Source organism: Curtobacterium sp. MCBA15_016 (genome assembly GCF_001865105.1).
In the GTDB taxonomy this organism is placed as follows: Bacteria; Actinomycetota; Actinomycetes; order Actinomycetales; family Microbacteriaceae; genus Curtobacterium.
In genome coordinates, this window is record NZ_MJGR01000001.1 from 107,982 (window position 1) to 131,087 (window position 23,106).

At 70.7% G+C, this 23,106-nt stretch carries 22 protein-coding genes and 3 tRNA genes; 13 read left to right on the forward strand and 12 right to left on the reverse strand.

The window, feature by feature from the left end:
• Positions 1–6: 6 nt before the first annotated feature.
• Together BIV03_RS00580 and BIV03_RS00585 are read left to right on the forward strand one after the other, a co-directional pair.
• Positions 7–83 (forward strand) — tRNA-Ile (locus BIV03_RS00580).
• Between the two features lie 32 nt (positions 84–115).
• Positions 116–188 (forward strand) — tRNA-Ala (locus BIV03_RS00585).
• Between the two features lie 556 nt (positions 189–744).
• On the opposite strand, the gene BIV03_RS00590 is transcribed toward BIV03_RS00585, so the two are convergent.
• Positions 745–1,317 carry a hypothetical protein gene (locus BIV03_RS00590; RefSeq protein WP_083403102.1) on the reverse strand — a complete coding sequence of 191 codons (573 nt, stop codon included), beginning with the start codon at positions 1,315–1,317 and terminating at the stop codon, positions 745–747.
• A 116-nt stretch (positions 1,318–1,433) separates the two neighbouring features.
• Here BIV03_RS00590 and BIV03_RS00595 point away from each other — a divergent pair, with 116 nt between their 5' ends.
• Both BIV03_RS00595 and BIV03_RS00600 read left to right on the forward strand, forming a co-directional pair.
• Positions 1,434–1,973 carry a peptidylprolyl isomerase gene (locus tag BIV03_RS00595; protein ID WP_070417461.1) on the forward strand — a complete coding sequence of 180 codons (540 nt, stop codon included), beginning with the start codon at positions 1,434–1,436 and terminating at the stop codon, positions 1,971–1,973.
• Between the two features lie 8 nt (positions 1,974–1,981).
• The gene (locus BIV03_RS00600; RefSeq protein ID WP_071294232.1) at positions 1,982–2,836 is read left to right on the forward strand and encodes a rhomboid family intramembrane serine protease; all 855 of its coding nucleotides are present in this window, start codon (positions 1,982–1,984) and stop codon (positions 2,834–2,836) included.
• A 348-nt stretch (positions 2,837–3,184) separates the two neighbouring features.
• Here BIV03_RS00600 and BIV03_RS00605 read toward each other — a convergent pair whose 3' ends face one another.
• A complete protein-coding gene (locus BIV03_RS00605; RefSeq protein ID WP_070417459.1) occupies positions 3,185–3,439 on the reverse strand; it encodes a cell division protein CrgA in 255 nt (84 codons plus the stop codon).
• 82 nt (positions 3,440–3,521) lie between these two features.
• On the opposite strand from BIV03_RS00605, the gene BIV03_RS00610 reads away from it, so the two are divergent.
• Positions 3,522–4,166 (forward strand): aminodeoxychorismate/anthranilate synthase component II, encoded by a 645-nt coding sequence (locus tag BIV03_RS00610; RefSeq protein WP_070417458.1) that lies wholly within the window; start codon positions 3,522–3,524, stop codon positions 4,164–4,166.
• 148 nt (positions 4,167–4,314) lie between these two features.
• On the opposite strand, the gene pknB is transcribed toward BIV03_RS00610, so the two are convergent.
• The 7 genes from pknB to BIV03_RS00645 form a co-directional block, all read right to left on the reverse strand.
• On the reverse strand, positions 4,315–6,111 hold the full coding sequence (gene pknB / locus BIV03_RS00615) for a Stk1 family PASTA domain-containing Ser/Thr kinase (RefSeq protein ID WP_302847769.1): 1,797 nt from the start codon (positions 6,109–6,111) through the stop codon (positions 4,315–4,317).
• A 121-nt stretch (positions 6,112–6,232) separates the two neighbouring features.
• Positions 6,233–7,984 (reverse strand): protein kinase, encoded by a 1,752-nt coding sequence (locus BIV03_RS00620; RefSeq protein ID WP_071294234.1) that lies wholly within the window; start codon positions 7,982–7,984, stop codon positions 6,233–6,235.
• Positions 7,981–9,438, reverse strand: a complete 1,458-nt coding sequence (locus tag BIV03_RS00625; protein WP_071294235.1) for a penicillin-binding protein 2 — start codon at positions 9,436–9,438, stop codon at positions 7,981–7,983. The genes BIV03_RS00620 and BIV03_RS00625 overlap by 4 nt, the downstream gene beginning before the upstream one ends.
• On the reverse strand, positions 9,435–10,871 hold the full coding sequence (locus BIV03_RS00630) for an FtsW/RodA/SpoVE family cell cycle protein (protein WP_070417454.1): 1,437 nt from the start codon (positions 10,869–10,871) through the stop codon (positions 9,435–9,437). Before BIV03_RS00630 ends, BIV03_RS00625 begins: the two co-directional genes overlap by 4 nt.
• A complete protein-coding gene (locus BIV03_RS00635) occupies positions 10,868–12,220 on the reverse strand; it encodes a Stp1/IreP family PP2C-type Ser/Thr phosphatase (RefSeq protein ID WP_071294236.1) in 1,353 nt (450 codons plus the stop codon). Before BIV03_RS00635 ends, BIV03_RS00630 begins: the two co-directional genes overlap by 4 nt.
• Before the next feature lie 6 nt (positions 12,221–12,226).
• Positions 12,227–12,778 carry an FHA domain-containing protein gene (locus BIV03_RS00640; RefSeq protein WP_070417452.1) on the reverse strand — a complete coding sequence of 184 codons (552 nt, stop codon included), beginning with the start codon at positions 12,776–12,778 and terminating at the stop codon, positions 12,227–12,229.
• Positions 12,775–13,455: a DUF3662 and FHA domain-containing protein gene (locus tag BIV03_RS00645; RefSeq protein ID WP_070417451.1), complete on the reverse strand. Its 681-nt coding sequence runs from the start codon at positions 13,453–13,455 to the stop codon at positions 12,775–12,777. Before BIV03_RS00645 ends, BIV03_RS00640 begins: the two co-directional genes overlap by 4 nt.
• Before the next feature lie 86 nt (positions 13,456–13,541).
• Here BIV03_RS00645 and BIV03_RS00650 point away from each other — a divergent pair.
• Positions 13,542–13,628 (forward strand) — tRNA-Leu (locus BIV03_RS00650).
• 57 nt (positions 13,629–13,685) lie between these two features.
• Here the strand turns inward: BIV03_RS00650 and BIV03_RS00655 are convergent.
• Positions 13,686–14,126, reverse strand: a complete 441-nt coding sequence (locus BIV03_RS00655; RefSeq protein ID WP_071294237.1) for a hypothetical protein — start codon at positions 14,124–14,126, stop codon at positions 13,686–13,688.
• Positions 14,127–14,212: 86 nt separating this feature from the next.
• On the opposite strand from BIV03_RS00655, the gene BIV03_RS00660 reads away from it, so the two are divergent.
• The gene (locus BIV03_RS00660) at positions 14,213–14,881 is read left to right on the forward strand and encodes an NUDIX domain-containing protein (protein WP_071294238.1); all 669 of its coding nucleotides are present in this window, start codon (positions 14,213–14,215) and stop codon (positions 14,879–14,881) included.
• Here the strand turns inward: BIV03_RS00660 and BIV03_RS00665 are convergent.
• On the reverse strand, positions 14,847–15,488 hold the full coding sequence (locus BIV03_RS00665; protein ID WP_071294239.1) for a TetR family transcriptional regulator: 642 nt from the start codon (positions 15,486–15,488) through the stop codon (positions 14,847–14,849). The two genes, BIV03_RS00660 and BIV03_RS00665, sit on opposite strands and share 35 nt — an antisense overlap.
• Positions 15,489–15,508: 20 nt before the next feature.
• Positions 15,509–17,041 (reverse strand): PucR family transcriptional regulator, encoded by a 1,533-nt coding sequence (locus BIV03_RS00670; RefSeq protein ID WP_071294240.1) that lies wholly within the window; start codon positions 17,039–17,041, stop codon positions 15,509–15,511.
• Between the two features lie 92 nt (positions 17,042–17,133).
• On the opposite strand from BIV03_RS00670, the gene gabT reads away from it, so the two are divergent.
• From gabT to BIV03_RS00695, 6 genes are all read left to right on the forward strand, one after another.
• Positions 17,134–18,498 carry a 4-aminobutyrate--2-oxoglutarate transaminase gene (gabT, locus tag BIV03_RS00675; protein ID WP_071294241.1) on the forward strand — a complete coding sequence of 455 codons (1,365 nt, stop codon included), beginning with the start codon at positions 17,134–17,136 and terminating at the stop codon, positions 18,496–18,498.
• Entirely contained in the window at positions 18,495–20,036 is a 1,542-nt protein-coding gene (locus BIV03_RS00680) for an NAD-dependent succinate-semialdehyde dehydrogenase (protein WP_083403103.1), read from the forward strand. The genes gabT and BIV03_RS00680 overlap by 4 nt, the downstream gene beginning before the upstream one ends.
• Positions 20,033–21,403 carry an NAD(P)/FAD-dependent oxidoreductase gene (locus BIV03_RS00685; RefSeq protein ID WP_071294242.1) on the forward strand — a complete coding sequence of 457 codons (1,371 nt, stop codon included), beginning with the start codon at positions 20,033–20,035 and terminating at the stop codon, positions 21,401–21,403. Before BIV03_RS00680 ends, BIV03_RS00685 begins: the two co-directional genes overlap by 4 nt.
• Positions 21,404–21,494: 91 nt before the next feature.
• Positions 21,495–21,989 carry a GNAT family N-acetyltransferase gene (locus tag BIV03_RS00690; RefSeq protein ID WP_071294243.1) on the forward strand — a complete coding sequence of 165 codons (495 nt, stop codon included), beginning with the start codon at positions 21,495–21,497 and terminating at the stop codon, positions 21,987–21,989.
• A gap of 52 nt (positions 21,990–22,041) precedes the next feature.
• The gene (locus BIV03_RS19365; RefSeq protein WP_175475652.1) at positions 22,042–22,194 is read left to right on the forward strand and encodes a hypothetical protein; all 153 of its coding nucleotides are present in this window, start codon (positions 22,042–22,044) and stop codon (positions 22,192–22,194) included.
• Positions 22,195–22,245: 51 nt separating this feature from the next.
• A complete protein-coding gene (locus tag BIV03_RS00695) occupies positions 22,246–23,100 on the forward strand; it encodes a hypothetical protein (protein ID WP_071294244.1) in 855 nt (284 codons plus the stop codon).
• Positions 23,101–23,106 lie beyond the last annotated feature (6 nt).

Here is a 23,106-nt window from a genome sequence, read left to right on the forward strand (position 1 = left end):
GTCTGAGGGGCTATAGCTCAGGCGGTTAGAGCGCTTCGCTGATAACGAAGAGGTCCAAGGTTCAAGTCCTTGTAGCCCCACCACTTCCTCCGACACTCCGTACGATGGGTGTCACGGGGCCTTAGCTCAGTTGGTAGAGCGCCTGCTTTGCAAGCAGGATGTCGGGAGTTCGATTCTCCCAGGCTCCACTCCCTCGGCGTGAGCGATGCTCCGCTCGTTCCTCGCTTCGCCTCGTTCGGTCGTCGTGTTCGTCTGCGCCTTCGGCGCGCCGCTCCGCGATCGGTTCCGTTGCGCGACGTTCTCGCGTCGTGGGACCGGTCGGTTTCGGGCTCGAGGTGTGCCGATTGTGGCATCTCGCGCCGGCTTGGCGGCCGTTTGCGGGACCTCGGTGGACGTGAGCGGCGCGTCGTGCGACCGCGACACGGCTCCGGGTGGACCCCGGTGGACGTGCGTGGCGGGTCGTGCGACCTCGCCGCGTGGCGGGGTGGGCCGAACGCGACGGCGGACGGGAGGCGCGGGGCGGGGCCGACCCGCGCCTCCCGTCCATCGCCGGGCCGACGCCGGGCCGGCGAGTGGGCACGACATGCCGTGCGTCGGGCGTCGAGCGGGCACGAACGGCCGCTTCGGCGCGGTGAACGGGACGTATTCTGCCCGCTCGCCGCTCCGGCCAAGCCCTCGAGCCGCTGGCCCACGGACGACGAAGGGCCCCGGCGCGTGCCGGGGCCCTTCGTGCGAACCGGGAGGTCAGACGGCAGGCTTCTCCGCCGTGTCAGCGTCGTCGGCGACCCACAGGTCGTCGTCCGCGCGGAGCGTCTGGTACGCGGCGTAGGCGGCGCCCGCCACGGCCACGACACCGACCACGATCAGCGCGACACCGCCGAAGCCGATGCCCTTCTTCTGGTGCGGCACGTACTTCTCCGCAGCCTTCTTGGCCTTCTTGCCCTTCTTCTGGGCGTTCTTCACGATCTTCTTGACGCGGGGGTCCTTCGCGAGGTCACCCACGCTGAGGACCGAGCCCGCCGTCGCGACGAGTCCGGGGACGACCTCGGACTGGAAGCGGTGCGAAGCATTCTGCGCTGCACTCGTGGCAGCGTGCACCCCCGTGGCGACAGCCGGACGGATGCCGTTGTCGATCGCGTTCTGCACTCGCGGAGCGATGTCCTTGCGAGCGGTGTCCACGGCGTGGGACCGCGCCTCCGCAAGGATCGCGTTCGCGTGCTCGAGGACCTTGCGCTGCTCGCCGAGGAGCGAGGCGGTCTGGCCCTTGAGCTTCTTGATCTGCTTCCGGCGCTTGCGCGGGATCTCGATCGTCGTCATCTGGTACCTCCATCGGAACGGCGTGACCCCATCCTGCCACCGCAGTGCCTGACAGGTCACGGAGCCTCACCTGTGTGATCCGTCTGACCGTCAGCAGTACATGCGAGAATCGGAACATGTCTCTGCACACCGCTGTCGCAACGATCCACACGAACAAGGGCGACATCCGCGTCAACCTGTTCGGCAACCACGCTCCGAAGACCGTCAAGAACTTCGTCGACCTCGCGACGGGCAAGCAGGAGTGGACCCACCCCGGCACCGGCAAGGTCTCGACCGACAAGCTGTACGACGGTGTCGTCTTCCACCGCATCATCAAGGACTTCATGATCCAGGGCGGCGACCCGCTCGGTCAGGGCATCGGCGGACCGGGCTACCGCTTCGACGACGAGATCCACCCGGAGCTCACCTTCCAGAACCCGTACATCTTCGCCATGGCGAACGCCGGCATCCAGGGCGGCCGCGGCACCAACGGCTCGCAGTTCTTCATCACCACGGTGGCGACGCCGTGGCTGCAGGGCAAGCACACCATCTTCGGCGAGGTCGCGGACGACGAGTCCCGCGCGGTCGTCGACGCGATCGAGGGTGTGGCGACCGACGGCCGTGACAAGCCGCTCGAGGACGTCGTCATCCAGAGCATCGACGTCGAGGACGTCTGAGCCACCACGTGACCGATCAGGCGTACAACCCGAACAACACCTGCTACCGGCATCCGGACCGGCAGAGCTTCGTGCTCTGCCAGCGCTGCGGGCGGACGATCTGCCCGGAGTGCCAGACGCCGGCGGCGGTCGGGGTGCACTGCCCTGAGTGCGTGCGCGAGCAGCGTGCGCAGTTCCAGGCGAACCGTCGGGCGTCCGGAGGCCCCAGCGGGCTGACGGTCGCCCGGAGGCGCTTCGCCATGCTTGACCAGAAGGCGACGGTCGTGATCGTCGCCGTCTCGGTCGCGATCTGGTTGCTCGACCAGGTCTCGGGCGGGTTCTTCACGAACCTGTTCGCCTACAACTCGCTGCTCCTGCCCTCGCAGCCGTGGCGAGCGGTGACGGTGCTCTTCGTGCACTCGGGCCTCTTCCACATCCTGTTCAACATGTGGGCGCTGTGGATCTTCGGCCGGATGCTCGAGAACATGCTCGGGGCGTGGCGGTTCCTGGCGCTCTACTTCATCACCGGGATCTTCGGGTCGATGCTCGTGACGTTCCTGGCCCCCGGCACGTGGGTGGTCGGAGCGTCCGGCGCGATCTTCGGGCTGTTCGCGGCGTTCTTCGTCCTGCAGCGCAGTCTCGGCAACAACGCCGTGCAGCTGCTGGTCATCATGGGACTCAACCTCGTCGTGGGGTTCCTGCCGGGCACGAACATCTCGTGGCAGGCGCACGTCGGCGGGATCATCGGCGGCTTCGTGGTCGGTTTCGTGTTCGCACGGACCCGCAACATCCGCCAGCGTCCGCTGCAGATCGCACTGCTCGTGGCCGCCGCGGTCGTGGGCATCGCCTTGACCGCCGTCGGGTACGCGGTGACGATCGGCTGACAGCCGCACAGCCGCACAGCAGCACCACCGGACGCCCCGTCGCTCAGCGGCGGGGCGTTCGTGCGTCCCCGGGGGCTTTTCCACACGTGCACGACTGAGTTGTCCACAGCTGTGGAGAACGCGGTGAGTTACACGCATGTGATTATCCCCACTGTGGAGTCCGCTGTGGATAACTCCGGGACGGGGGTGTGGATGGGTGTGTGGAGAGTGTGGAGAACTGTGGAGAACGCGCGCGGAGGTGGGGACAAGGGCCACGGCGGGGCGAGTTCACTGTGGACAACGGCACGAACGACGACGCCCGCCGCACCAGCAGGTGCGACGGGCGTCGAGAGGTGTGTGGCCGGGGTGCTACCGCCAGCGCGTGGTCATCAGGAAGCCGACGAACATGATGCCGAAGCCGATGAGGATGTTCCACGAACCGAGGGACGGCACCGGCAGGGTCGTGTTCGAGATGTAGAAGACGATCACCCAGGCGAGGCCGATGAGCATGAAACCGAACATGACCGGCTTGAACCACACGGGGTTCGGCTGGTCCCCCGCGGTGTCGACCGAGTCGGCTCGGGTCGTCCGGGCGGGCTTGGTGCGGTCCTTGTCCTTGGCCATGGCCGGTATCCTACCGTGACCGCGGGTGTGGGAAGCCTCTCAGCCCGCCTCACACATCCCCCACGAGTACGGTGAACCGACCATGACCAAGATCCTCGTCGTCGACAACTACGACAGCTTCGTCTACACGCTGAACGGCTACGTGCAGCAGCTCGGGGCGGAGACCGACGTGGTCCGGAACGACGCCTTCCCCGCGTCCGAGATCGCCGACCGCATCGCCGAGTACGACGGTGTGCTCCTGTCTCCCGGCCCCGGGACGCCCGCGGACGCCGGCGTCTCCGTCGAGACCGTGCACGCCGCCATCGCCGCGGACAAGCCCCTGCTCGGTGTGTGCCTCGGCCACCAGGCCATCGCCGAGGCGCTCGGTGCGACGGTCACCCACGCCGAGGAACTCATGCACGGCAAGACCTCGCAGGTCGACCACGACGACAGCCCCCTCTTCGCGGGCGTCCCGCATCCCTTCACGGCGACGCGGTACCACTCGCTCGCGATCGTCGACGGCACGGTCCCCGACGAGCTCACCGTGACGGCCCGGACCGGTGGCGGCGTCATCATGGGCGTGCAGCACCGCGAGCACCCCGTGTACGGCGTGCAGTTCCACCCGGAGTCGGTCCTCACCGAGGGCGGCTACCGGATGGTCGGCAACTGGCTCGAGACGACCGGCCTCGCCGGTGCAGCGGAACGCGCTGCGGGCCTGAACCCGCTCATCGCGGCTCACCGGGCCTGACAGCGGCGGGCCACTGACGCGACCGCCCTGCGGGACGGTCGGGACGTGGCGGGGTCGAGCCGCGCCTCCGGGAAGGCAGGCCGGCACGACGCCGGACGGGAGGCGCGGCGCACCCCCGCCGCGGAGCATCCGTCAGGACGCGGACAAGTCACTGACCGTCGTCGCCGCCGTCTTTACCACCGTCGGCGGGTGCATCCGTCGCTGGCGGCTGCGAGGGCTGCGCCGAGCCGGCGCAGTACGTGAGCGTCACGGTGCTGCCCTGCGCGATGTCGCCGGCGGGGGCGCTCTGCTGCGTCACGGTACCGCCGATGCACGAGTAGGACGGCGCCGGCGTGACCTTCAGCCCCAGCTGGGCGAGGGTCGCGTTCGCCGTGGAGAACGGCTGCTGGGTGACGTTCGGCAACTCGACCTTGCCGTTCGACACCGTCAGGTTCACCACCGTGCCCTTGGTGTGCTGCGACGAGGCGGCCGGATCGGTGCTCATGACCGTCCCCTCGGGCACGTCGGGCGAGTAGTCGGAGTTGATCGCACCGACGGCGAAGCCCGCCTGCTCGAGGGTCTTCTGCGCTGCGTCCTGCGCCTGCCCCGCGAGGTCCGGGACGGCGACCTGTTCGGGGCCGAGCGAGACGATCACGCGGACGTTCTGCTTGCGCGCGACGTTCGTGCCGGAGCCGGGCTCGGTGCGGATGACCGATCCCCGGTCGACGTCGTCGGAGTTCTCCTCGACCTTGACGGGGACGAGGTCCTTCTTGCCGAGCGCGGAGGCCGCGGAGTCGTAGGTCGCACCGACGACGTTCGGCACGCTGACCGAGGACGTGACGGGAGGCTTGCCCGGACCGAGGTTCGCGACGAAGAACACGACCGCCACGATGACCGCCGCGGTCAGGATGATGCCGACCCAGATCCAGGCGACGGGCGGCCGGTTCTGGGTGCGCTGCGGGCGGTGCTCGGCGGTGTCGTCGTCGAGCTCGCGGAAGGCCACCGCGGGGTTCGAGGTCGTCCGGGGGTTCACCCCGAACAGCACGGTCGAGGCGTCGTGGGCGGCCTGCTGCTGCAGCTTGCGGGTCGACGCGGGGACCTTGCCCGCCGCGGCCTGCTGCAGTTCCGTCCGGAACTCCGCCGCGTTCTGGTAGCGGCGCGTGCGGTCCTTCACCAGGGCGTGCAGCGTGACCGCGTCGAGCGCCGGCGAGACCTCGGGCGTGAGGGACGACGGCGCGACGGGCTGTTCGCTGACGTGCTGGTACGCGACGGCGACGGGGGTGTCGCCGAGGAACGGCGGGCGGCCGGTGAGCAGCTCGAAGAACACGACACCGGTGGAGTAGACGTCGGTACGGGCGTCGACGGTCTCGCCGCGGGCCTGTTCCGGGGAGAAGTACGACGCGGTACCGAGGATCGAGGTCGTCTGGGCGACCGTCGCGGAGGTGTCGGTGATGGCGCGGGCGATGCCGAAGTCCATGACCTTCACCTGGCCGGAGTGCGTCACCATGACGTTCGCGGGCTTGATGTCGCGGTGCACGACGCCGGCACGGTGGGAGTACTCGAGCGCGGTGAGGATGCCCTCGGTGATGCGCACGGCTTCGTCCGGGGCGACCGGGCCCTCGCCGATGATGTCGGAGAGCGGACGGCCCTCGACGTACTCCATGACGATGAAGGGCACCTGCACCTCGGCACCGGAGGTCTCGGTGACGGTCTCTTCGCCGGCGTCGTAGACGCGGACGATGGTGGGGTGGGCCATGCGGGCGGCCGCCTGGGCTTCCTGGCGGAAGCGCGTGCGGAACGCCGGGTCGTTGGCGAGGCTGGGCTTCAGCAGCTTCACTGCCACCTTGCGTCCGAGCCGGGTGTCGTTGCCCAGATGCACAGTGGCCATGCCGCCCCGACCGATGACGTCACCGATCTCGTAGCGGTTGGCGAGGAGGGTGATCCCCGCGGTCACACCTTCTGGCACGTACTCCTCCGAATGTCCGTCCGGGCAAGTGTACGGCAGGCTTCGCTGGTGAGAGGCTGGTGACGGGGGGCTCGACCGAACCGTTACGCAACGGTGTCGCGAGCCCCCGTCCGGGGGTCGGTCAGTTGCCGTCCTGCGGGCCAGCGCTCGGGTTGTTGCCGTCGGTCGGGTCGGTCGTCGGCTCGTCCGTGGCCTGCCAGGCGTCACTCGACGCGGCCTCGGACGCAGCCGACGCCGCGAGGTTGCCGCACGTCACGGTGTAGCTCAGCGAGGCCGAGGTGTCGATCTTGTCGATCTGCACGGTGACCGATCGGTGGTCGGCGTCGAGGGTGCCCGAGGTCTGGCTCGAGGCGTCCTTGCCGCCGGTGATCGTGTACGCGTACGACGACACGGTGTACCCGGTCGGGCACGTCGCCGCCGCCCAGCTGAAGGTCACCACGCCGTCGGCGGACACCGCACCCGGGGACGCCGAGTTCGGCTGGTTGACCGTCGGCTGCGCCGTGTACTGCTGCAGCACGACGAGCGAGCCGGGCGCCAGGCTGCCGGTGGGGCTGATCGACTGGACGGTGTTCGCCTGCTCGGGCTTCGGGGCGGGGTCGCCGTCCTCGACGCGGGAGGTGAGGTTCAGCGCCTCGAGCTTGGCCTGCGCGTCGGCGACCGACAGCCCGACGAAGTCCGCCGAGTTCACGGTCACGCGCGTCTCGGTCGGAGACGGCGTCGGGGTGTTGGACGGCTTCGGCGTCGCGCTGCGCGTCGTCGCGGACTTGGTCGGCTCCGGCTGACCGTTGCTGTTCAGGGCGAACGCGCCGACGACACCGGCGATGATGAGCACCGCGACGATGCCCACGACCCACCAGATCCAGGCGCGCTTCTTCTTCGGTTCCTCGTCCTCGCCGTCGACCGGCGAGCCCGGGGTGCCCGGACCGCCCGCGACCGCACCGGCCTGGGTGCCGATGAGCGCCGTCGCGGCGTCGTTCCCCGGCGTCTGCGGCGGGTTGAACGCCACCGTGCCGCCGGCGGCGATGGCCGGGACGGCGACGGTGGCGGCCGCGACGTCCCCACGGCGGAGCGCCTGCGCCGCACGGGCCAGGTTCGCCGCCGTCGCCGGACGGTCGGCCGGCTTCTTGGCGATGCACGACATCACGAGGGCGGACACCGGCTCCGGGATGTCCCCGGGGAGCGCCGGCGGCTGCTCGTTGATGTGCGCCATGGCGATCGCGACCTGCGACTCGCCCGTGAACGGGCGACGGCCCGCCAGGCACTCGTACGCGACGATGCCGAGCGAGTAGATGTCGGTCGACGGCGACGCCGGGTGCCCACTCGCCTGCTCCGGCGAGAGGTACTGGACGGTGCCCATGACCTGTCCGGTCGCGGTGAGCGGCACCTGGTCGGCGATGCGCGCGATGCCGAAGTCGGTGATCTTGACGCGGCCGTCCGGCGTGATGAGCAGGTTGCCCGGCTTGATGTCGCGGTGCACGAGCCCGACGGCGTGCGCGGCCTGCAGGGCGTTCGCGGTCTGCGCGACGATGTCGAGGACCTTGTCGACCGGCAGCGTGTGCTCCCGCTCGATCATGGTCGAGAGCGCCTCGCCGGGGACGAGCTCCATCACGAGGTAGGCGCTGCCGTCCTCCTCGCCGTAGTCGAACACGTTGGCGATGCCCTCGTGGTTGACGAGCGCAGCGTGACGGGCCTCGGCGCGGAAGCGCTCGAGGAAGCCCGGGTCGCCGAGGTACTCGTCCTTGAGGATCTTGAGTGCGACGGTCCGGCCGATGACGAGGTCGGTGGCCTGCCACACCTCTCCCATGCCGCCGATGGCGACGCGGGACGAGAGTTGGTACCGCCCACCGAAGGTGAGTCCGCTGGTGGGTCTCATTTGTTCAGCACCGCCTCCATGACTTTCTTCGCGACCGGGGCCGCGACCGTGTTGCCGACTCCGGACTGCCCGAGTCCGCCGCCGTTCCCGACGACGACCGCGACGGCCACCTCCGGGTCCTTCGCCGGGGCGAAGCCCGTGAACCAGAGTGTGTAGGGATCGCCCGTGCCACCTTCGGCCGTGCCCGTCTTCCCTGCGACGTCGACACCGTCGATCTTGGCATTGGTGCCGGTCCCCGAGCTGACGACGCTCTGCATGGCCTCGGTGAGGTCACTCGATTCGGAGGCCGAGAGCGGGTCGCTGTACTGCTTCGGGGAGAAGGACTCGACGGTCTTCAGGTCGCTCGTCGTGATCGAGTCGACGAGCGAGGGCTGCATGACCTTGCCGCCGTTCGCGATGCCGGCGGAGACCATGGCCATCTGCAGCGGGGACACGCGGACGCTGGCCTGGCCGAACGAGCTCAGCATGAGCTGCGCGGTGTCGTCGCTGACGTCGGGGTACTGGCTGGCGGTGGCGCGCATCGGGACCTCGATCGCGTCGCCGAAGCCGTACTTGTCGGCCATGCTCTTGATCGCGTCGTAGCCGAGCTTCTGGCCGAGCTCCGCGAAGGGGATGTTGCACGAGTACTGGATCGCGGTGCGCAGCTTGACCTTGTCGCCGCCGCCGCACGAGCCGCCCTCGGCGTTGTTGATGTACGTGCTCGTCCCGGGCAGCTGCAGCCGCGACGGGTTCGGGAACTCGGAGTCGAGGTTGTACTTGCCGCCCTCGAGCGCCGCGGACGCCACGACGAGCTTGAAGACCGAGCCGGGCGTGTACAGGTCGCCGCCGATGGCCCGGTTCTGCAGGGGCTTCGCGGCGTTCGACTCGAGCGCCTTGTACTGGTCGATGACGTTCTGCGTGTCGTGCGACGTCAGCGTGTTCGGGTCGTAGCTCTGCTTCGACACCATCGCGAGGATCTTGCCGGTCTTCGGCTGGATCGCGACGACGGCGCCGGTGTTGTCGCCCAGTGCGTCGTACGCGGCCTTCTGGACGTCGGGGTCGATCGTCAGGTTGACGTTGTCGCCCTGGACGTCCTGGCCGGTCAGGATCGCGTTGAGGTTCTGGAAGAACGAGGCGTCGGAGTTGCCGGAGAGCACGGTGTTCTCGGCGCCCTCGATGCCGGAGTTGCCCTGGCCGATCGTGAAGTACCCGGTGACGGCCGAGTACAGGTCGCCGTTCGTGTACTTCCGCTGGTACTGGTACTGGTCGTCCACCGGGGTCGACTCGGCGATGGGACTGCCGTTGACGAGGATCGCGCCGCGCTTCGTGGAGTAGCTGGCGAGGATCGTCCGGGAGTTCCGCGAGTCCGCGCGGAGGGAGTCGGCCGAGAAGAACTGGATGGAGGTCGTCGACACGAAGAGTGCGACGAACATGAGCACGATGACGGTCGAGACACCGCGGAGCTGTCGGTTCACCGGCTGCGCTCCTTCCTGGTCGTCCCGCGACCACGAGCAGCCGGGATCGCACCCTGCTGCACGCGCTGTTCGGCGGGGATTGCATCGGTCAGGCGCAGCAGCATCGCGGCGATGATCCAGTTGGCGACGAGGGACGAACCACCGGCCGCCATGAACGGCGTCGTGAGGCCGGTGACCGGGATGACCCGGGTGATGCCGCCGACGACGACGAACACCTGCAGCGCGATGATGAAGCCGAAGCCCACTCCGAGCAGCTTGCCGAAGTCGTCCTGCGCCATGAACCCGACGCGGAGGCCTCGGGACGCCAGGATGATGAACAGGGCGAGGATCGCGAAGACGCCGATCAGGCCGAGTTCCTCACCCAGGGAGGCGATGATGTAGTCCGCGTTGGCGACCGGGGTGATGTACGGACGCCCCTGGCCGAGACCGGTGCCCGTGATCCCGCCGTTCGCGAAGCCGAACAGGCCCTGCACGAGCTGGTAGCTGCCCTGGGTCTGCCTGGTGAAGATCTCCTGGTTGAACGGGTCGAGCCACTGCTCGAACCGGCCGTGCACGTAGACGAGCACGGACTGCGCGACGAGCGCGCCGCCGACGAACAGCACCAGCCCGATGAGGACCCAGCTCAGCCGCGCCGTCGCGACGTAGATCATCACGAGGAACAGGCCGAAGTAGAGCAGTGCGGTGCCGAGGTCGCGCTGGAAGACCAGGACGCCCATGGCCGCGGCCCACATCACGAGGATCGGCCCGAGGTCGCGCGCCCGCGGGAACGTCATGCCGAGGAACTTCCGGCCGACGATCGACAGCGAGTCCCGTGCGGTGACGAGGTAGCCGGCGAAGAACAGCGCCATCGTGATCTTGGCGAGCTCGCCCGGCTGGAAGGTGAACGAGCCGAGCTTGATCCAGACCCGCGCGCCGTTCACGTTGAGTCCGATGCCCGGCAGCATCGGCAGCAGCAGCAGCGCGATCGTCAGGAACATGAAGATGTAGCGGTACCGCTGCAGGAACCGGTGGTTCCGGACGACGGAGACCGTGATGATCGCCAGGACCATCGCGAGCATCGTCCAGACGATCTGCTTCACGCCGATCGCGCCCCAGCCGGTCAGGCCGTTGTGGACGTCGATGCGGTAGATCTCGGCGATCCCGATGCCGTTCAGCACGAGTGCGACCGGCAGGATGAACGGGTCGGCGTTCTTCGCGACGATGCGCAGCACGACGTGCATCACGAGCGCGAGCCCGAGGATGCCGGCGCCGACCCAGAGCACCGAGGTGTCGAACAGCTTGCCCTTCGTGCCGAGCTGCACGAGGACCATCGCGCCGGCGCAGATGCCGCACGCGATGACGAGCAGCACGAGCTCGAGGTTGCGGGCGCGGGCGGGTTCTCGCAGCTTGATCGTGATCGCCTGCGTGAAGGACTGGGCGGTGGCGCTGCTCATCGCTTCGCCCCTGGTGACGGTGACGGCGACTTCGTCGGGGACGAGGAGGGCGTCGGGGACGGCGATCCGCCGTCTCCGCCGGTGCCCGCCTGGTCCTGCCCGGTCTCGGCGGCCTTCCGCAGCCGGTCGACGATGTCACGGGCGTCGTCGAGCGACTGCGCGTTGATCGTCGAGCGGACGTTCTCGCGGGTGTACTCCGGCAACCCGGACACCGAGATGTCGGTGTCCTCGTAGACGTCGGACAGCGCGATCGGCCCGATCGACTGCTGCACGCCCTTGTAGATCGCGACGGTGCCGCGGTCGGTCCCCACGTAGTAGTGGTCCTGGATGATCCGCCAGCCGAGGAAGACGGCGCCGACGAGTGCAGCGACGGCCACGATGAGCGCGATGGTCCACGAGACACGACGGCGGATCCGGCGACGGCGGTCCTCGGCGATGAGCTCGGCGAAGAACTGGTCGGACTCGGGCTCGAAGTGCGAGTCCTCGGGGGCGGTCGTGACCTTGAGCGGGTGGAGCAGGATCGTGGGGAGGCGGATCGGCTTGCGGCCGGTCGACGCCTCGAACGTGAGCGGTGCCGCCGCGGAGCCGACCGTGGTGGCCGCATCGTCGTCGTCATCGGGCTCGGTGTCGGTGACGTCCATCACGACGACCGTCACGTTGTCGGGAGCGCCGTGGTCGAGCGTCTCCTTCACGAGGCGCTGCGTGACCTGGTTCGCGTCCATGTTCGACGCGAGCGCGTGCCGGATGCGCTCTTCGGCCAGGTACGACGAGAGTCCGTCGGAGCAGAGCAGCCAGCGGTCGCCCGGCTGGATGTCCATGATGGCGGTGTCGACCTCCGGCGCGGCGTCGACGTCGCCGAGCACCCGCATGAGGACGGAGCGTCGCGGGTGCACCGCGGCCTCTTCAGGCGTGATCCGGCCGCTGTCCACGAGCCGCTGCACGAAGGTGTGGTCGGACGTGATCTGCTGGAGCTCGCCGTCGCGGTGCCGGTAGATGCGCGAGTCGCCGATGTGCGCGATGGCGATCTGTTCGCCGACCCGGATCATCGCGGACACCGTGGTGCCCATGCCGGTGAGCTCCTGGTGCTCGAACACCGTCTCGGTGATGAGCTGGTTCGCCGCGATCAGCGCCGACTGCAGTGCGAACTCGGCGTCGTGCGCCGACGGGAACTCGCGGTCGACCTCCCGGATGCGGCGGATCGCGATCGCCGAGGCGACGTCACCGCCCGCGTGTCCGCCCATGCCGTCGGCCACCGCGAACAGGTGCTGTCCGGCGTAGCCGGAGTCCTGGTTGTTCGCGCGGATGCGTCCGACGTGGGACACAGCGGCGCTCAGCGTGCGAGCGGTCATCCCGGGTTACCGCCGCAGCTCGAACGTCGTCGTCCCGATCGTGATCGGCGTCCGCTCCGCGATGATCACGGGAACGGTCACCTTCTGACCGTTGACGAACGTGCCGTTCGTGGACTCGAGGTCGGTGAGGAGCCAGCCGTCGGCCCGGAGGTCGAGGCGGGCGTGGTTGGTGGACGTGTAGTCGTCGCGGATGACGACGTTGGACTCGCTCGACCGGCCGATCGTGATCGGGCCGCCACCGAGCGGCATCTCCATGCCCTCGCGCGAGCCCTCGGTGATCACGAGGCGGGTCGCAGCCGGCGTGGCGGACTGCTGCGCCCCCGTCGCTTGACCGATGAGGTCCGTGAAGGCACCGGCCGACGCGGCGGCCGGGGCCGCTGCTGCCGGCACCGCGGGGGTCGTCGGACCCGACGCACCGGCCTTCGGATCGGTGGGGATCGTGCGCACGCGTTGGCCGAACAGATCGCTCCGCAGGGCGAAGACGATCACGAACACGAACAGCCAGAGCACCGCGAGGAACGCGAAGCGCAGGACGAGCAGGGTCAGCCCTGTGGTCACCTGGTACCTCCGTCGTTCTCGGGTATCACCCGGAACACCATACGGGTACGACCGATCTCGATCGTGGAATCCGGCTCCACGATGGCCTGCTGGAAGCGCTCACCGTTCAGTTTCGAGCCGTTCGTCGACCCGAGGTCGTTGGCCTGGGCGTGCTTGCCGTCCCAGATGACCTCGACGTGCTTGCGGCTCGTGCCGGTGTCGGCGACGGTGATGTCGGCGTCCGTCCCGCGACCGATCACGGTGCGACCACGCTGCAGCTTGTGCCGCTGCGAACCGATGTCGAGCACCGCGACCCAGGCGACGTCGCGCTGCACCGTCGTCGAGTCGATCTGCAGGATCCCGGTGGAGAGGGTGCCGTCCTGCTGCAGGCGGATCGTGACCGGTCCGGAGAAGGAGTAGTTCTGCGCGACCGCGTGCTGCTGCACCATCTGCGAGAGCTCGTCGACGAGCGGCCGACCGATGTCGTTCATGCGCGTGTAGTCCGGCGGCGCGAGTCGCACCGTGAACTCGTTCGGCACGAGGATGCGTTCGCGGGAGACGACGGCTGCCTTGGTGTCGAGCTCGCGGCGGAGGGCGCTCGAGATCTCGACGGGCTGCACGCCGGAGCGGAAGGTCTTCGCGAACGCGCCGTTCACGGCGCGCTCCAGCCCTCGCTCGAAGCTGTCCAACAGGCCCATGGGTCTCCAGTGTTCTCGGTCGTCGACCTCTGCATGGTAGTGGTTGGCGTCTGGCAGCGTCTGTGCGTGGTAGTGTTCTCGGGCTGGCGCGAGTGGCGGAATTGGTAGACGCGCACGGTTCAGGTCCGTGTGCTGGAAACGGCGTGGGGGTTCAAGTCCCCCCTCGCGCACCAGGCAACGCAAGAGGCCCCCGGAGAGATCCGGGGGCCTCTTCGCATTCCGCAGCGGCGTCAGTTCCGAGGGTGGTCGGGATCCGTCGGCCTGGAGGCGCGGCTCGGCTCGACACCGTCGGCGCGCCGGAAGAACGGGCGTGCGCTGGGCAGGAAGAGCAGCACCGCGGCGACGACCGAGACCAGGATCAGGACGGTGGACAGGCCACCGTCGGTGATGCTCAGGACGGCACGGAGCGCTGCGATCGCCACGAGCACGATCCGGGCCACCGCGGACCCGCGGAGCACCAGGATCGTCGCAGCGGCGACGGCGGCCCAGACGACGAACGACAGCACGAGTGCGAGGACGCCGCCGACCCCGGTCAGTCCCGATCCGGACACCGAGACGACGACGGTGGAGACGACGCCGACGACCAGCCAGACGGCCCAGAGGACGACCGCCGTCCGGACGACCGGAGGCGGGGTCGGTCGGGAACGTCGCAGGTCGTCCGTCGTCGTCATGTGCTCCCCGTCCCCGCCGCTCCCTGGTGCGGCGTGACGATCGTACCGGCGGCCTGCCCGCGCCGGCGGGACGCTAGCGTGACGACGTGGACGACGCGCGCACGACCGACCCCCGACCCGGCACCACCGTCCCGGACGCCCGTGGTCGCACCGGGCTCGACGCCGTCGGCCGCGACCTCGACCGCAACCCGGACGTGGTCGTCCGTGACGTCGAGGTCGTCTCGGACGGCTGGCACGTGCTCCGCCGGACGACGCTCGACGTGCGGCGCCGTGACGGTCGTTGGGACCGGCAGCATCGCGAGACCTACGACCGCGGCAATGGTGCTGCCGTGCTGCCCCACGACCCCGAGCGCGACACCGTGCTGCTCACCCGGCAGTTCCGCTGGCCCGCCTACGTCAACGGTCACCCGGACGGGATGCTCGTCGAGGCGGCAGCGGGGCTCCTCGACGAGGACGACCCGGAGACGGCCGTGCGGCGCGAGGCGGCGGAGGAGCTCGGCATCCGGCTCGGCACCGTCACGAAGGTGTTCGACGCGTTCATGAGCCCCGGGTCCGTGACCGAGCGCGTGCACGGGTACGTCGGTGCCTACACGCCCGCCGACCTCGTGCACGCCGGCGGCGGGCTGGAGGACGAGGGCGAGGACATCGAGGTGCTCGAGCTCCCGTTGGACGAGGCCCTGGCGATGGTCGCGGACGGGCGCGTCGCCGACGGCAAGACGATCATGCTCCTGCAGTGGGTGGCCCTGCAGCGCTGAGGGCAGCGGCGTCCAGCCCGACGGCGTGGGCGATCGTCGTGCGGACGAGGCCCTCGCGCGTCGGCCTGTCGAGGTAGTCCACGAGGGCGTACCCGTTCGTGGCGTCCACGAGCGCGAACAGCAGCCGGCCGACCGCGTCCGGGTCGTCCGTGTGCATGACCCCGTCGCGGACGCCGTCGCGGACCACCCCGGTCGCGAGCGCCTGCCAGTCGTCCATGACGTCACGCGCGGCGGTGGCGAGCGCACCGTTGGTCCGGCCGAGGCTCCACGCGTCGGCCCAGAGCGCGGCGACGTCGTCCCGGGTGGGGTCGGCGATGCAGGCCAGCAGGGCCCCCATGCGTGCGGTCGGGTCGGACCGTTCGTGCACGATCCGGCGGACCTCGGCCACCTCGGCGCTCGCGACGGTGCGGAACGTGTCGCCGACGAGGTCCTCCATCACCGGGCGGTAGTGCGCCACGAGCGAGGGCGCCACGCCGATCGCAGCGGCGACACCGCGCAGGGTCACGGCGGCGAGGCCCTCGGCGCGGGCGACGGCGACGGCCGCGTCGGCGATCTGGGCCTCCCGCTCGGCCGGGCTCAGGCGCCGGCGGGTCGGAGTGGTCGGCACGACGCCAGCCTAGGCGCGCCTCACGCGCCCTCGACGACGAACGCCGCCCAGAGGTCGGCGCGGGTGGCGAACACCGACAGGTCCCGTTCGAGCAGCCGTCCCGCGTGCTCGACCCGCGCGCGGGCGGTGTGCCGGTGGATGCCGAGTGCCTGGGCGGTGCGGTCGTACTCGCAGTTCTGCTCGAGCCAGGTCCGTACGGTGCGGGTCAGCTCGGTGCCGGCCGTCCGGTCGTGGTCGAGCAGGGGTGCGAGGAACGCGCGGGCGACGGCACCGGCGTCGACGTCCACGTGGGCGAGGTGGGCGAGCACCCCCTCGCGGGCGAGGTCGCCGAACTCGGTGGTGCCGGGTCGCCCCTCGCGCCGACGATCGAGTGCCTGCACCGCCTCGGTCCGCGCACGGCCGAAGTACCGGTACGAGGCGCCGTCGGAGAGCCCGGCGTGCAGGTCGAAGCGGTCCACGAGTTCCTCGACGATCGCGGTGTCCTCCGCGCCGACGCAGAGGAACAGCTCGTCGTCCGCCGCGAAGAAGAGCCGGCCGGGGCGGTCCTGCACCCACAGCTCGAGCCAGTCGACCACGGTGTCGAGGTCCTGGTCGGGGACGTCGACGGCGGCGATCCGGACGGGTTCGGCCGGCAGCGGTCCCCACACCTCGCGCGAGGTCGTGTCCACGACGGCGGGGTCGCCCACCGACAGCATGGTGAGGAGCCCGGTGCGGAGGAGCCCGCGCGCACGGGCGAGTTCGCGGTTCTGCTGCAGTGCGAGTCCGGCCAGGGCGATCACGGCGGTGACGACCTCGCGGCCGGCCCGGTCGAGCGCGCCGCCGTTCGCGATGGCGAGCACGCCGCTGAGGTGGCCGCCGCTGCCGAGGGTCTGCAGCGAGAACCCGGTGCGGTGCTCGGTCGTCACGGGCAGGCTCGCCCGCTGGCCGGCTCGGAGGAGCCGGAGCGCCTCGGTCCGGAGCACCTCGAGGTCCTCGACGGGGACACCGTCGGCCGGGTGACCGCGATCGAGCCGTCCGGAGACGTCGAAGAGGCCGACCCACCCGTCGAGCTGCCGGGACAGCTCGGCGATGGTCGCCCCGAGGCCGTCGGGGCGCATGGCCGCGAGCGAGATGGCCCGCTGCGCGGCGAGGGCCCAGGCGTTGCGGGCGTTGGCGTCACGGGCGACGGCGTCCGCGTTCGCCTGCGCGACGGCGATGAAGGAGGTCTCGTACGGGACCTCGAAGAGTGCGAGCCCCTGTTCGGTGCAGGCGTCGACGAGCTGCGGCGGGGTGCCGGTGCGCACGACCTCGTCCCCGAAGCCGAGCGCGACGACGCCCCGGCGCAGCAGTCGGGCGACGTAGGCGTCCGCGACCGCCGCCGTGACCTCGGAGTCGTCGCCGAACTGCGTGCCGGTGGTGAGCAGCCCCTGCCCGTCGGCGAGGAACGGCGTCGGGTCCTCGAGGTCGGAGCTGTGCAACCAGGACAGCGGCGCATCGAGGGCTGCGTCGGTGGCCGTCAGGAGCCGGAGCCGCAGGTCGGCGCGGTGGAGCAGGGAGCGCAGGGTCGCGGGCATGGGTGCACCCTATCCGCTGCGTCGATCGAGGTGGCCGCCGGTGTACACGGCGGACAGCGGCACCGCGGGGGAGTGGCTCCTACGATCGCGACATGTCCTCCACCGTCGCACCCTCGACCAGCGCCGCCGCGGGCGGCCCCTCGCTGCCCCAGGAACGGCGGCTCGTCACGGAGGTGCCGGGCCCCCGCTCCCGAGCGCTCTTCGAACGCAAGGCCGCCGCGGTGGCGTCCGGCGTCGGGGTCGCGGTGCCGATCGCCGTCGTCGCGGCCGGTGGGGGCGTGGTCGTCGACGCGGACGGCAACTCGTTCGTCGACCTCGGCTCCGGGATCGCCGTGACGAGCGTCGGCAACGCGCACCCGGGCGTGGTCGACGCCGTGCAGCAGCAGGTCCAGGCGTTCACGCACACCTGCTTCACCATCGCCGCCTACGACGGGTACGTCGAGGTCGCCGAGGCGCTCAACCGGCTCACCCCCGGCGACCACGAGAAGCGGAGCGCGCTCTTCAACTCCGGCGCCGAGGCGGTCGAGAACGCGGTGAAGATCGCCCGCAAGCACACCGGTCGGCAGGCGATCGTGGTGTTAGACCACGCCTACCACGGGCGGACGAACCTCACGATGGCGCTCACCGCGAAGAACCAGCCGTACAAGAACGGCTTCGGTCCCTTCGCGCCCGAGGTGTACCGCGTCCCGATGTCGTACCCGTTCCGCGACGGCGGACTGTCCGGTGCCGAGGCGGCGAAGCGCGCGATCAGTCAGATCGAGAAGCAGGTCGGCGCGGAGAACACCGCCGCGGTGCTCGTCGAGCCGATCCAGGGCGAGGGCGGCTTCGTCGTCCCGGCGCCCGGGTTCCTCGCCGCGCTGTCGGAGTGGACCACCGCGAACGACGTCGTGTTCATCGCCGACGAGGTGCAGACCGGGTTCGCCCGCACCGGCGCCATGTTCGCGAGCGAGCACGAGGGCATCGTCCCCGACATCGTCACCACCGCCAAGGGCATGGCCGGCGGGATGCCGCTCTCCGCCGTCACCGGGCGCGCCGAGATCATGGACTCCGCCCACGTCGGCGGTCTCGGCGGCACCTACGGCGGCAACCCCGTCGCGTGCGCCGCAGCACTCGCCGCGATCCACGCCTTCGAGCACGACGGCCTGGTCGAACGCGCTGCCGAGATCGGCGACGTGCTGCTCGGACGACTCCGCGCCGCACAGGCGACCGACCCCCGCATCGGCGACGTCCGCGGCCGCGGCGCCATGATCGCGATCGAACTCGTCGACCCGGCGACCGGGGAACCCGACGCCGCGCTCACCGGACGGGTCGTACGGTACGCGTACGAGCACGGCGTGATCGCCCTCACCGCGGGGACGTACGGCAACGTCCTCCGCTTCCTCCCCCCGCTCGCGATCGACGATGACCTGCTCCACGAGGGGCTCGACATCGTCCTGGAAGGACTCGCAGCAGCATGACCGACACCCAGCAGACCAGCCAGCAGACCACCCAGTGGGCCACCCAGCGCACCGACGCCGAACGCGAGCTGCTCGCGAAGGTCCCCACGGGCCTCCTGGTCGACGGCACCTGGCGACCGGCAGCCGACGGCGGCACGTTCGGCGTCGTCGACCCCGCCACCGGCGAGACGCTCCTCGAGATCGCCGACGCAACCCCCGAAGACGGTGTCGCGGCACTCGACGCCGCCGAAGCGGCGAAGCACGGCTGGGCGACGACCCCGCCGCGCGAGCGAGCCGAGGTCCTGCGCCGCGCCTTCGACCTGCTCCAGGAACGTCGCGCCGACTTCGCCCTCCTCATGACGCTCGAGATGGGGAAGCCGCTCGCCGAGGCGAACGGCGAGGTCACCTACGGCGGTGAGTTCCTCCGCTGGTTCTCCGAGGAGGCCGTCCGCATCGGCGGCTCCTACGGCACCAACCCCGAGGGCACCGGCCGTGCGATCGTCAGCCACAAGCCCGTCGGCCCGGCGTACCTCATCACCCCGTGGAACTTCCCCCTCGCGATGGCAACCCGCAAGATCGCCCCCGCGCTCGCCGCCGGGTGCACGGTCGTCGTGAAGCCCGCCGAGCTCACCCCGCTCACCACCCTGCTGTTCGCCGACCTGCTGGTCGAGGCGGGCGTGCCGGCCGGGGTCGTCAACGTCGTGCCGACCACGCACGCCGGTGCGCTGTCCGAGCCGATCATCGCCGACCCGCGACTCCGGAAGCTGTCGTTCACGGGATCGACGCCGGTCGGCCGGACCCTCCTCGCCCAGGCGGCGCAGAACGTGCTGCGGACGAGCATGGAGCTCGGCGGCAACGCCCCGTTCCTCGTGTTCGCCGACGCGGACCTCGACCTCGCCGTCGAGGGGGCGCTCGCCGCGAAGTTCCGGAACACCGGGCAGGCGTGCACCGCGGCCAACCGGTTCCTCGTGCACGAGGACGTCGCCGAGGAGTTCGCCAGTCGGCTCACCGACCGCGTCGCGGCCATGTCCGTCGGCCGCGGGACCGAGGACGGCGTCGCCATCGGCCCGCTCATCGACCAGCGCGCCGTCGACAAGGCGCACCGGCTCGTCACCGACGCCCTCGACCGCGGTGCGACCCTCCGGACCGGCGGCCACCCCGTCGACGGCCCCGGCACGTTCTACGCGCCCACCGTGATCACCGACGTGCAGCCCGGCAGCGACCTGCTCCGCGACGAGATCTTCGGACCCGTCCTGGCGATCCGGACGTTCTCGACCGAGGACGAGGCCGTCGCGGCGGCGAACGACACCGAGTACGGGCTCGTCGGCTACGCGTTCACCGAGGACCCCGCGCGCGGACAGCGCCTCACGGAACGGCTCGAGACGGGCATGCTGGGGCTCAACACCGGTGTCGTCTCGAACGCGTCGGCACCGTTCGGCGGGGTCAAGCAGTCCGGCCTCGGACGCGAGGGCGGCGGCGAGGGCATCGCCGAGTACCTCGAGACCATGTACACGCTGACGCCCGACCCGTTCGGGCGCACGAAGGGAGCGCAGCGATGACCATCGAGAAGGACGTCGTCGTCATCGGCGCCGGGGTCACCGGCCTCATCGCCGCGAACCGCCTCGTCGCCGAGGGGAACCGCGTGGCCGTGCTCGAGGCCCGCGACCGCGTCGGTGGCCGCACGTGGACGAACGACATCGAGGGCGTCACCCTCGAGATCGGCGGCCAGTGGGTCTCCCCGGACCAGACCGCCCTGCTCGAGACCCTCGACGAACTCGGACTCGAGACGTACGACCGCTACCGCGAGGGCTCCAGCGTCTACATCGACGAGCACGGCACCCGCACCGAGTACACCGGCGACATCTTCCCGCTGCCGGAGGCCACCGCCGCCGAGATCGAACGGCTCGTCGCCGTCGTCGACGAGTACGTGGCGACGGTCGACCCGGCACGCCCCTGGGAAGCACCCCACGCCGCCGCGCTCGACGAGACCTCGTTCCGCGCCTGGCTGCACACGCTGAGCGACGACCGGGTGGCGACCGACAACGTCGAGCTCTTCATCGCCGGCGCCATGCTGACCAAGCCCGCACACGCCTTCTCGGCGTTGCAGGCCCTGCTCATGGCCGCCTCGGCCGGGAGCTTCTCGAACCTCGTCGACGCCGACTTCATCCTCGACAAGCGCGTCGTCGGCGGCATGCAGCAGGTGTCCGAGCGGCTCGCCGCCCGGCTCGGTGCGGACGTCCACCTGAACGCCCCGGTGCGCACCCTGCGCTGGGACGACGAGGGCGTCACAGCGCTCGCCGACGGCGGCATCGAGGTCCGTGCCCGCCAGGCACTCGTGGCCGTCCCGCCGCCCCTGTACTCCCGCATCTCGTACGAGCCGCCGCTGCCGCGTCGCCAGCACCAGCTGCACCAGCACCTGTCGATGGGGTTCGTCATCAAGGTGCACGCCGTCTACGACCGGCCGTTCTGGCGCGGCGCCGGGCTGTCCGGCACCGCGTTCAGCCCGTACGAGCTCGTGCACGAGGCGTACGACAACACCTCGTACGGGCAGGAGCAGGGCACGCTCGTCGGGTTCGTGTCCGACCAGCACGCCGACGACGTCTTCGCCCTCTCCGCCGAGGAGCGCAAGGCCCGCGTGCTCGACTCGCTCGCGCACTACTACGGCGACGAGGCACGTCGACCGGTCGTCTACTACGAGAGCGACTGGGGCACCGAGGAGTGGACCCGCGGCGCGTACGCGGCGAGCTTCGACCTGGGCGGCCTCGTCCGGTACGGCGCCGACCAGCGCGCTGCCGTCGGCCCGATCCGGTTCGCGTCGAGCGACCTCGCCGGGCACGGGTACCAGCACGTGGACGGGGCGGTGCGGATGGGCCGCGAAGCGGCGGCGGAGATCCTCGCCTCGTTGCCGCAGCCGGCGGTGCAGTAGACCCACGCCGAGACGGACGGGAGGCGCGGTGCGGGCTGGCACCGCGCCTCCCGTCCGTCATCGGTGTGGGTTCGGCCGGTACGGTCGTCCCATGGGAGACCCGCACGACGAGGCCGTGGTGATCCGCCCGGCGACGACCGCCGACGCCGAGGGGATCGCGCGCGTGCACACCACATCGTGGCGCGAGACCTACGGCCGGTTCGTGGACGACCCGGACACCGACCCGTGGTTCGACCTCGGCCGGCGGCTCGACATGTGGCGCGCGAACCTCGCCCAGGGGACGTTCGCGGCCGTGGTGGCCGACGGCGCTGACGGGATCGTCGGTTTCGCCGCGGTGGAGGCGTCGACCGAGCCCGACGCCGTCCGACCCGAGGAACTCACGATGCTGTACGTGCTCGGGCGCGCCCACGGCGACGGCAGCGGTCAAGCGCTCCTCGATGCGGTCCTCGGTGACCGTCCGGCGTCGCTGTGGGTCGCCGAGGACAACCCGCGTGCCCACGCCTTCTACCGACGGAACGGATTCGTCCCGGACGGCGCCACGTCGAGCTTCGGCCCGATCGGCTCCACCGTGCGGCTCGTCCGCTGACCGACGCCCGTCCTGGACGGACACCGGACGCAGCGCGCGTACGGTCCGGGACATGAGCGACACCAGCGGAACCAGCGACCCCACCGACGCCGAGCGGCAGTACACCGAGGACCTGCCGGACGGCTCGCCCTCGGGCGACGCCACGAAGGACCCGGAGCAGGACAGCGACCACGACTCGGGCGGCGAGCCGGCCGACCCGCAGTAGTCCGCCCTGGTCGTCCCGCGCGGCGTCGGCGGCCCCTGCGATGATCGTGGCATGGACGAGATGACCGCTGCGGCGATCAGTGCGGTGGCCGCGACGGTGAGTGTCCCGGTGGCGGTCGCGTCCGCCGTCGTCGCATGGCGGGCGGGTCGGGCGGCCGAGCGCGCGGCGGATCAGCAGAACCAGCTCGGGCACGCCGCGTGGGTCGGCTCCTGGCAACCGACCGTCGACATGGTGCTCGACGCGGTCACGTACCGGTGGGCGACCGACACGGAGGTCTGGGAGCCCGGCGCCCAGACGGACCCCGGCCTCGTTCCGGGCGAGGGCGTCTCGCCGCGACGAGCACGTGACGAGCGCCTGCACGTCGAGGTGGTGGTATCGGGACGCCTCGTCAACCACTCATCGCGTGAGGTGCTGGCGACCGCACACGCACTTCGTCGTCGGCGGGTGCGGTTCCCGTTGCGGAACCAGGGGGTGTTCCTGGTGGACGGCGTCGACCGCCACCAGGCCGTGGTCGCTGCGAACTCGACCATCGCCTTCCGGTGGATCGACCGGCTCCCGGTGGACGATTGGCTGCGGCACCTCGCGGCCTCGGACCGGTGGCCGGCCTTCGACGTGCCGATCGGGCTCCGGCGTCGTGGGCGGACGGATTCGCTGCAGTCCGGAGGCTTCCGCGTGGTGTTGGACAGTCGGGCCGCCGAGCGGGTCTCCGAAGTCTGGACGGCGATCCTCGAGCGCCCAGCGGTCCGGCCGTGCGGTCGGGACGACCGGGACGAGCTGCTGTGGGCTCCGGCCGAGTCTGCTTCCGCCCCCATCGACGACGACGTCATCCGGTACCGGTGCGCTGCCGACAGCACGCTGGCACAGCTCCGGCCGCCGCGGCTGCGTCTCGTGCCGGGTCGACTCTGACCCCGG

Coding starts and splice junctions, on each gene's coding strand:
- BIV03_RS00670 (WP_071294240.1), bottom strand. CDS start 17,041: ATGCCCGCGACCCTGCGCTCCCTGCTCCACCGCGCCGACCTGCGGCTC.
- BIV03_RS00620 (WP_071294234.1), bottom strand. CDS start 7,984: ATGAGACCCACCAGCGGACTCACCTTCGGTGGGCGGTACCAACTCTCG.
- gabT (WP_071294241.1), top strand. CDS start 17,134: ATGTCCTCCACCGTCGCACCCTCGACCAGCGCCGCCGCGGGCGGCCCC.
- BIV03_RS00595 (WP_070417461.1), top strand. CDS start 1,434: ATGTCTCTGCACACCGCTGTCGCAACGATCCACACGAACAAGGGCGAC.
- BIV03_RS00610 (WP_070417458.1), top strand. CDS start 3,522: ATGACCAAGATCCTCGTCGTCGACAACTACGACAGCTTCGTCTACACG.
- BIV03_RS00655 (WP_071294237.1), bottom strand. CDS start 14,126: ATGACGACGACGGACGACCTGCGACGTTCCCGACCGACCCCGCCTCCG.
- BIV03_RS00590 (WP_083403102.1), bottom strand. CDS start 1,317: ATGACGACGATCGAGATCCCGCGCAAGCGCCGGAAGCAGATCAAGAAG.
- BIV03_RS19365 (WP_175475652.1), top strand. CDS start 22,042: ATGAGCGACACCAGCGGAACCAGCGACCCCACCGACGCCGAGCGGCAG.
- BIV03_RS00645 (WP_070417451.1), bottom strand. CDS start 13,455: ATGGGCCTGTTGGACAGCTTCGAGCGAGGGCTGGAGCGCGCCGTGAAC.
- BIV03_RS00635 (WP_071294236.1), bottom strand. CDS start 12,220: ATGACCGCTCGCACGCTGAGCGCCGCTGTGTCCCACGTCGGACGCATC.
- BIV03_RS00685 (WP_071294242.1), top strand. CDS start 20,033: ATGACCATCGAGAAGGACGTCGTCGTCATCGGCGCCGGGGTCACCGGC.
- BIV03_RS00630 (WP_070417454.1), bottom strand. CDS start 10,871: ATGAGCAGCGCCACCGCCCAGTCCTTCACGCAGGCGATCACGATCAAG.
- BIV03_RS00690 (WP_071294243.1), top strand. CDS start 21,495: ATGGGAGACCCGCACGACGAGGCCGTGGTGATCCGCCCGGCGACGACC.
- BIV03_RS00680 (WP_083403103.1), top strand. CDS start 18,495: ATGACCGACACCCAGCAGACCAGCCAGCAGACCACCCAGTGGGCCACC.
- BIV03_RS00695 (WP_071294244.1), top strand. CDS start 22,246: ATGGACGAGATGACCGCTGCGGCGATCAGTGCGGTGGCCGCGACGGTG.
- BIV03_RS00605 (WP_070417459.1), bottom strand. CDS start 3,439: ATGGCCAAGGACAAGGACCGCACCAAGCCCGCCCGGACGACCCGAGCC.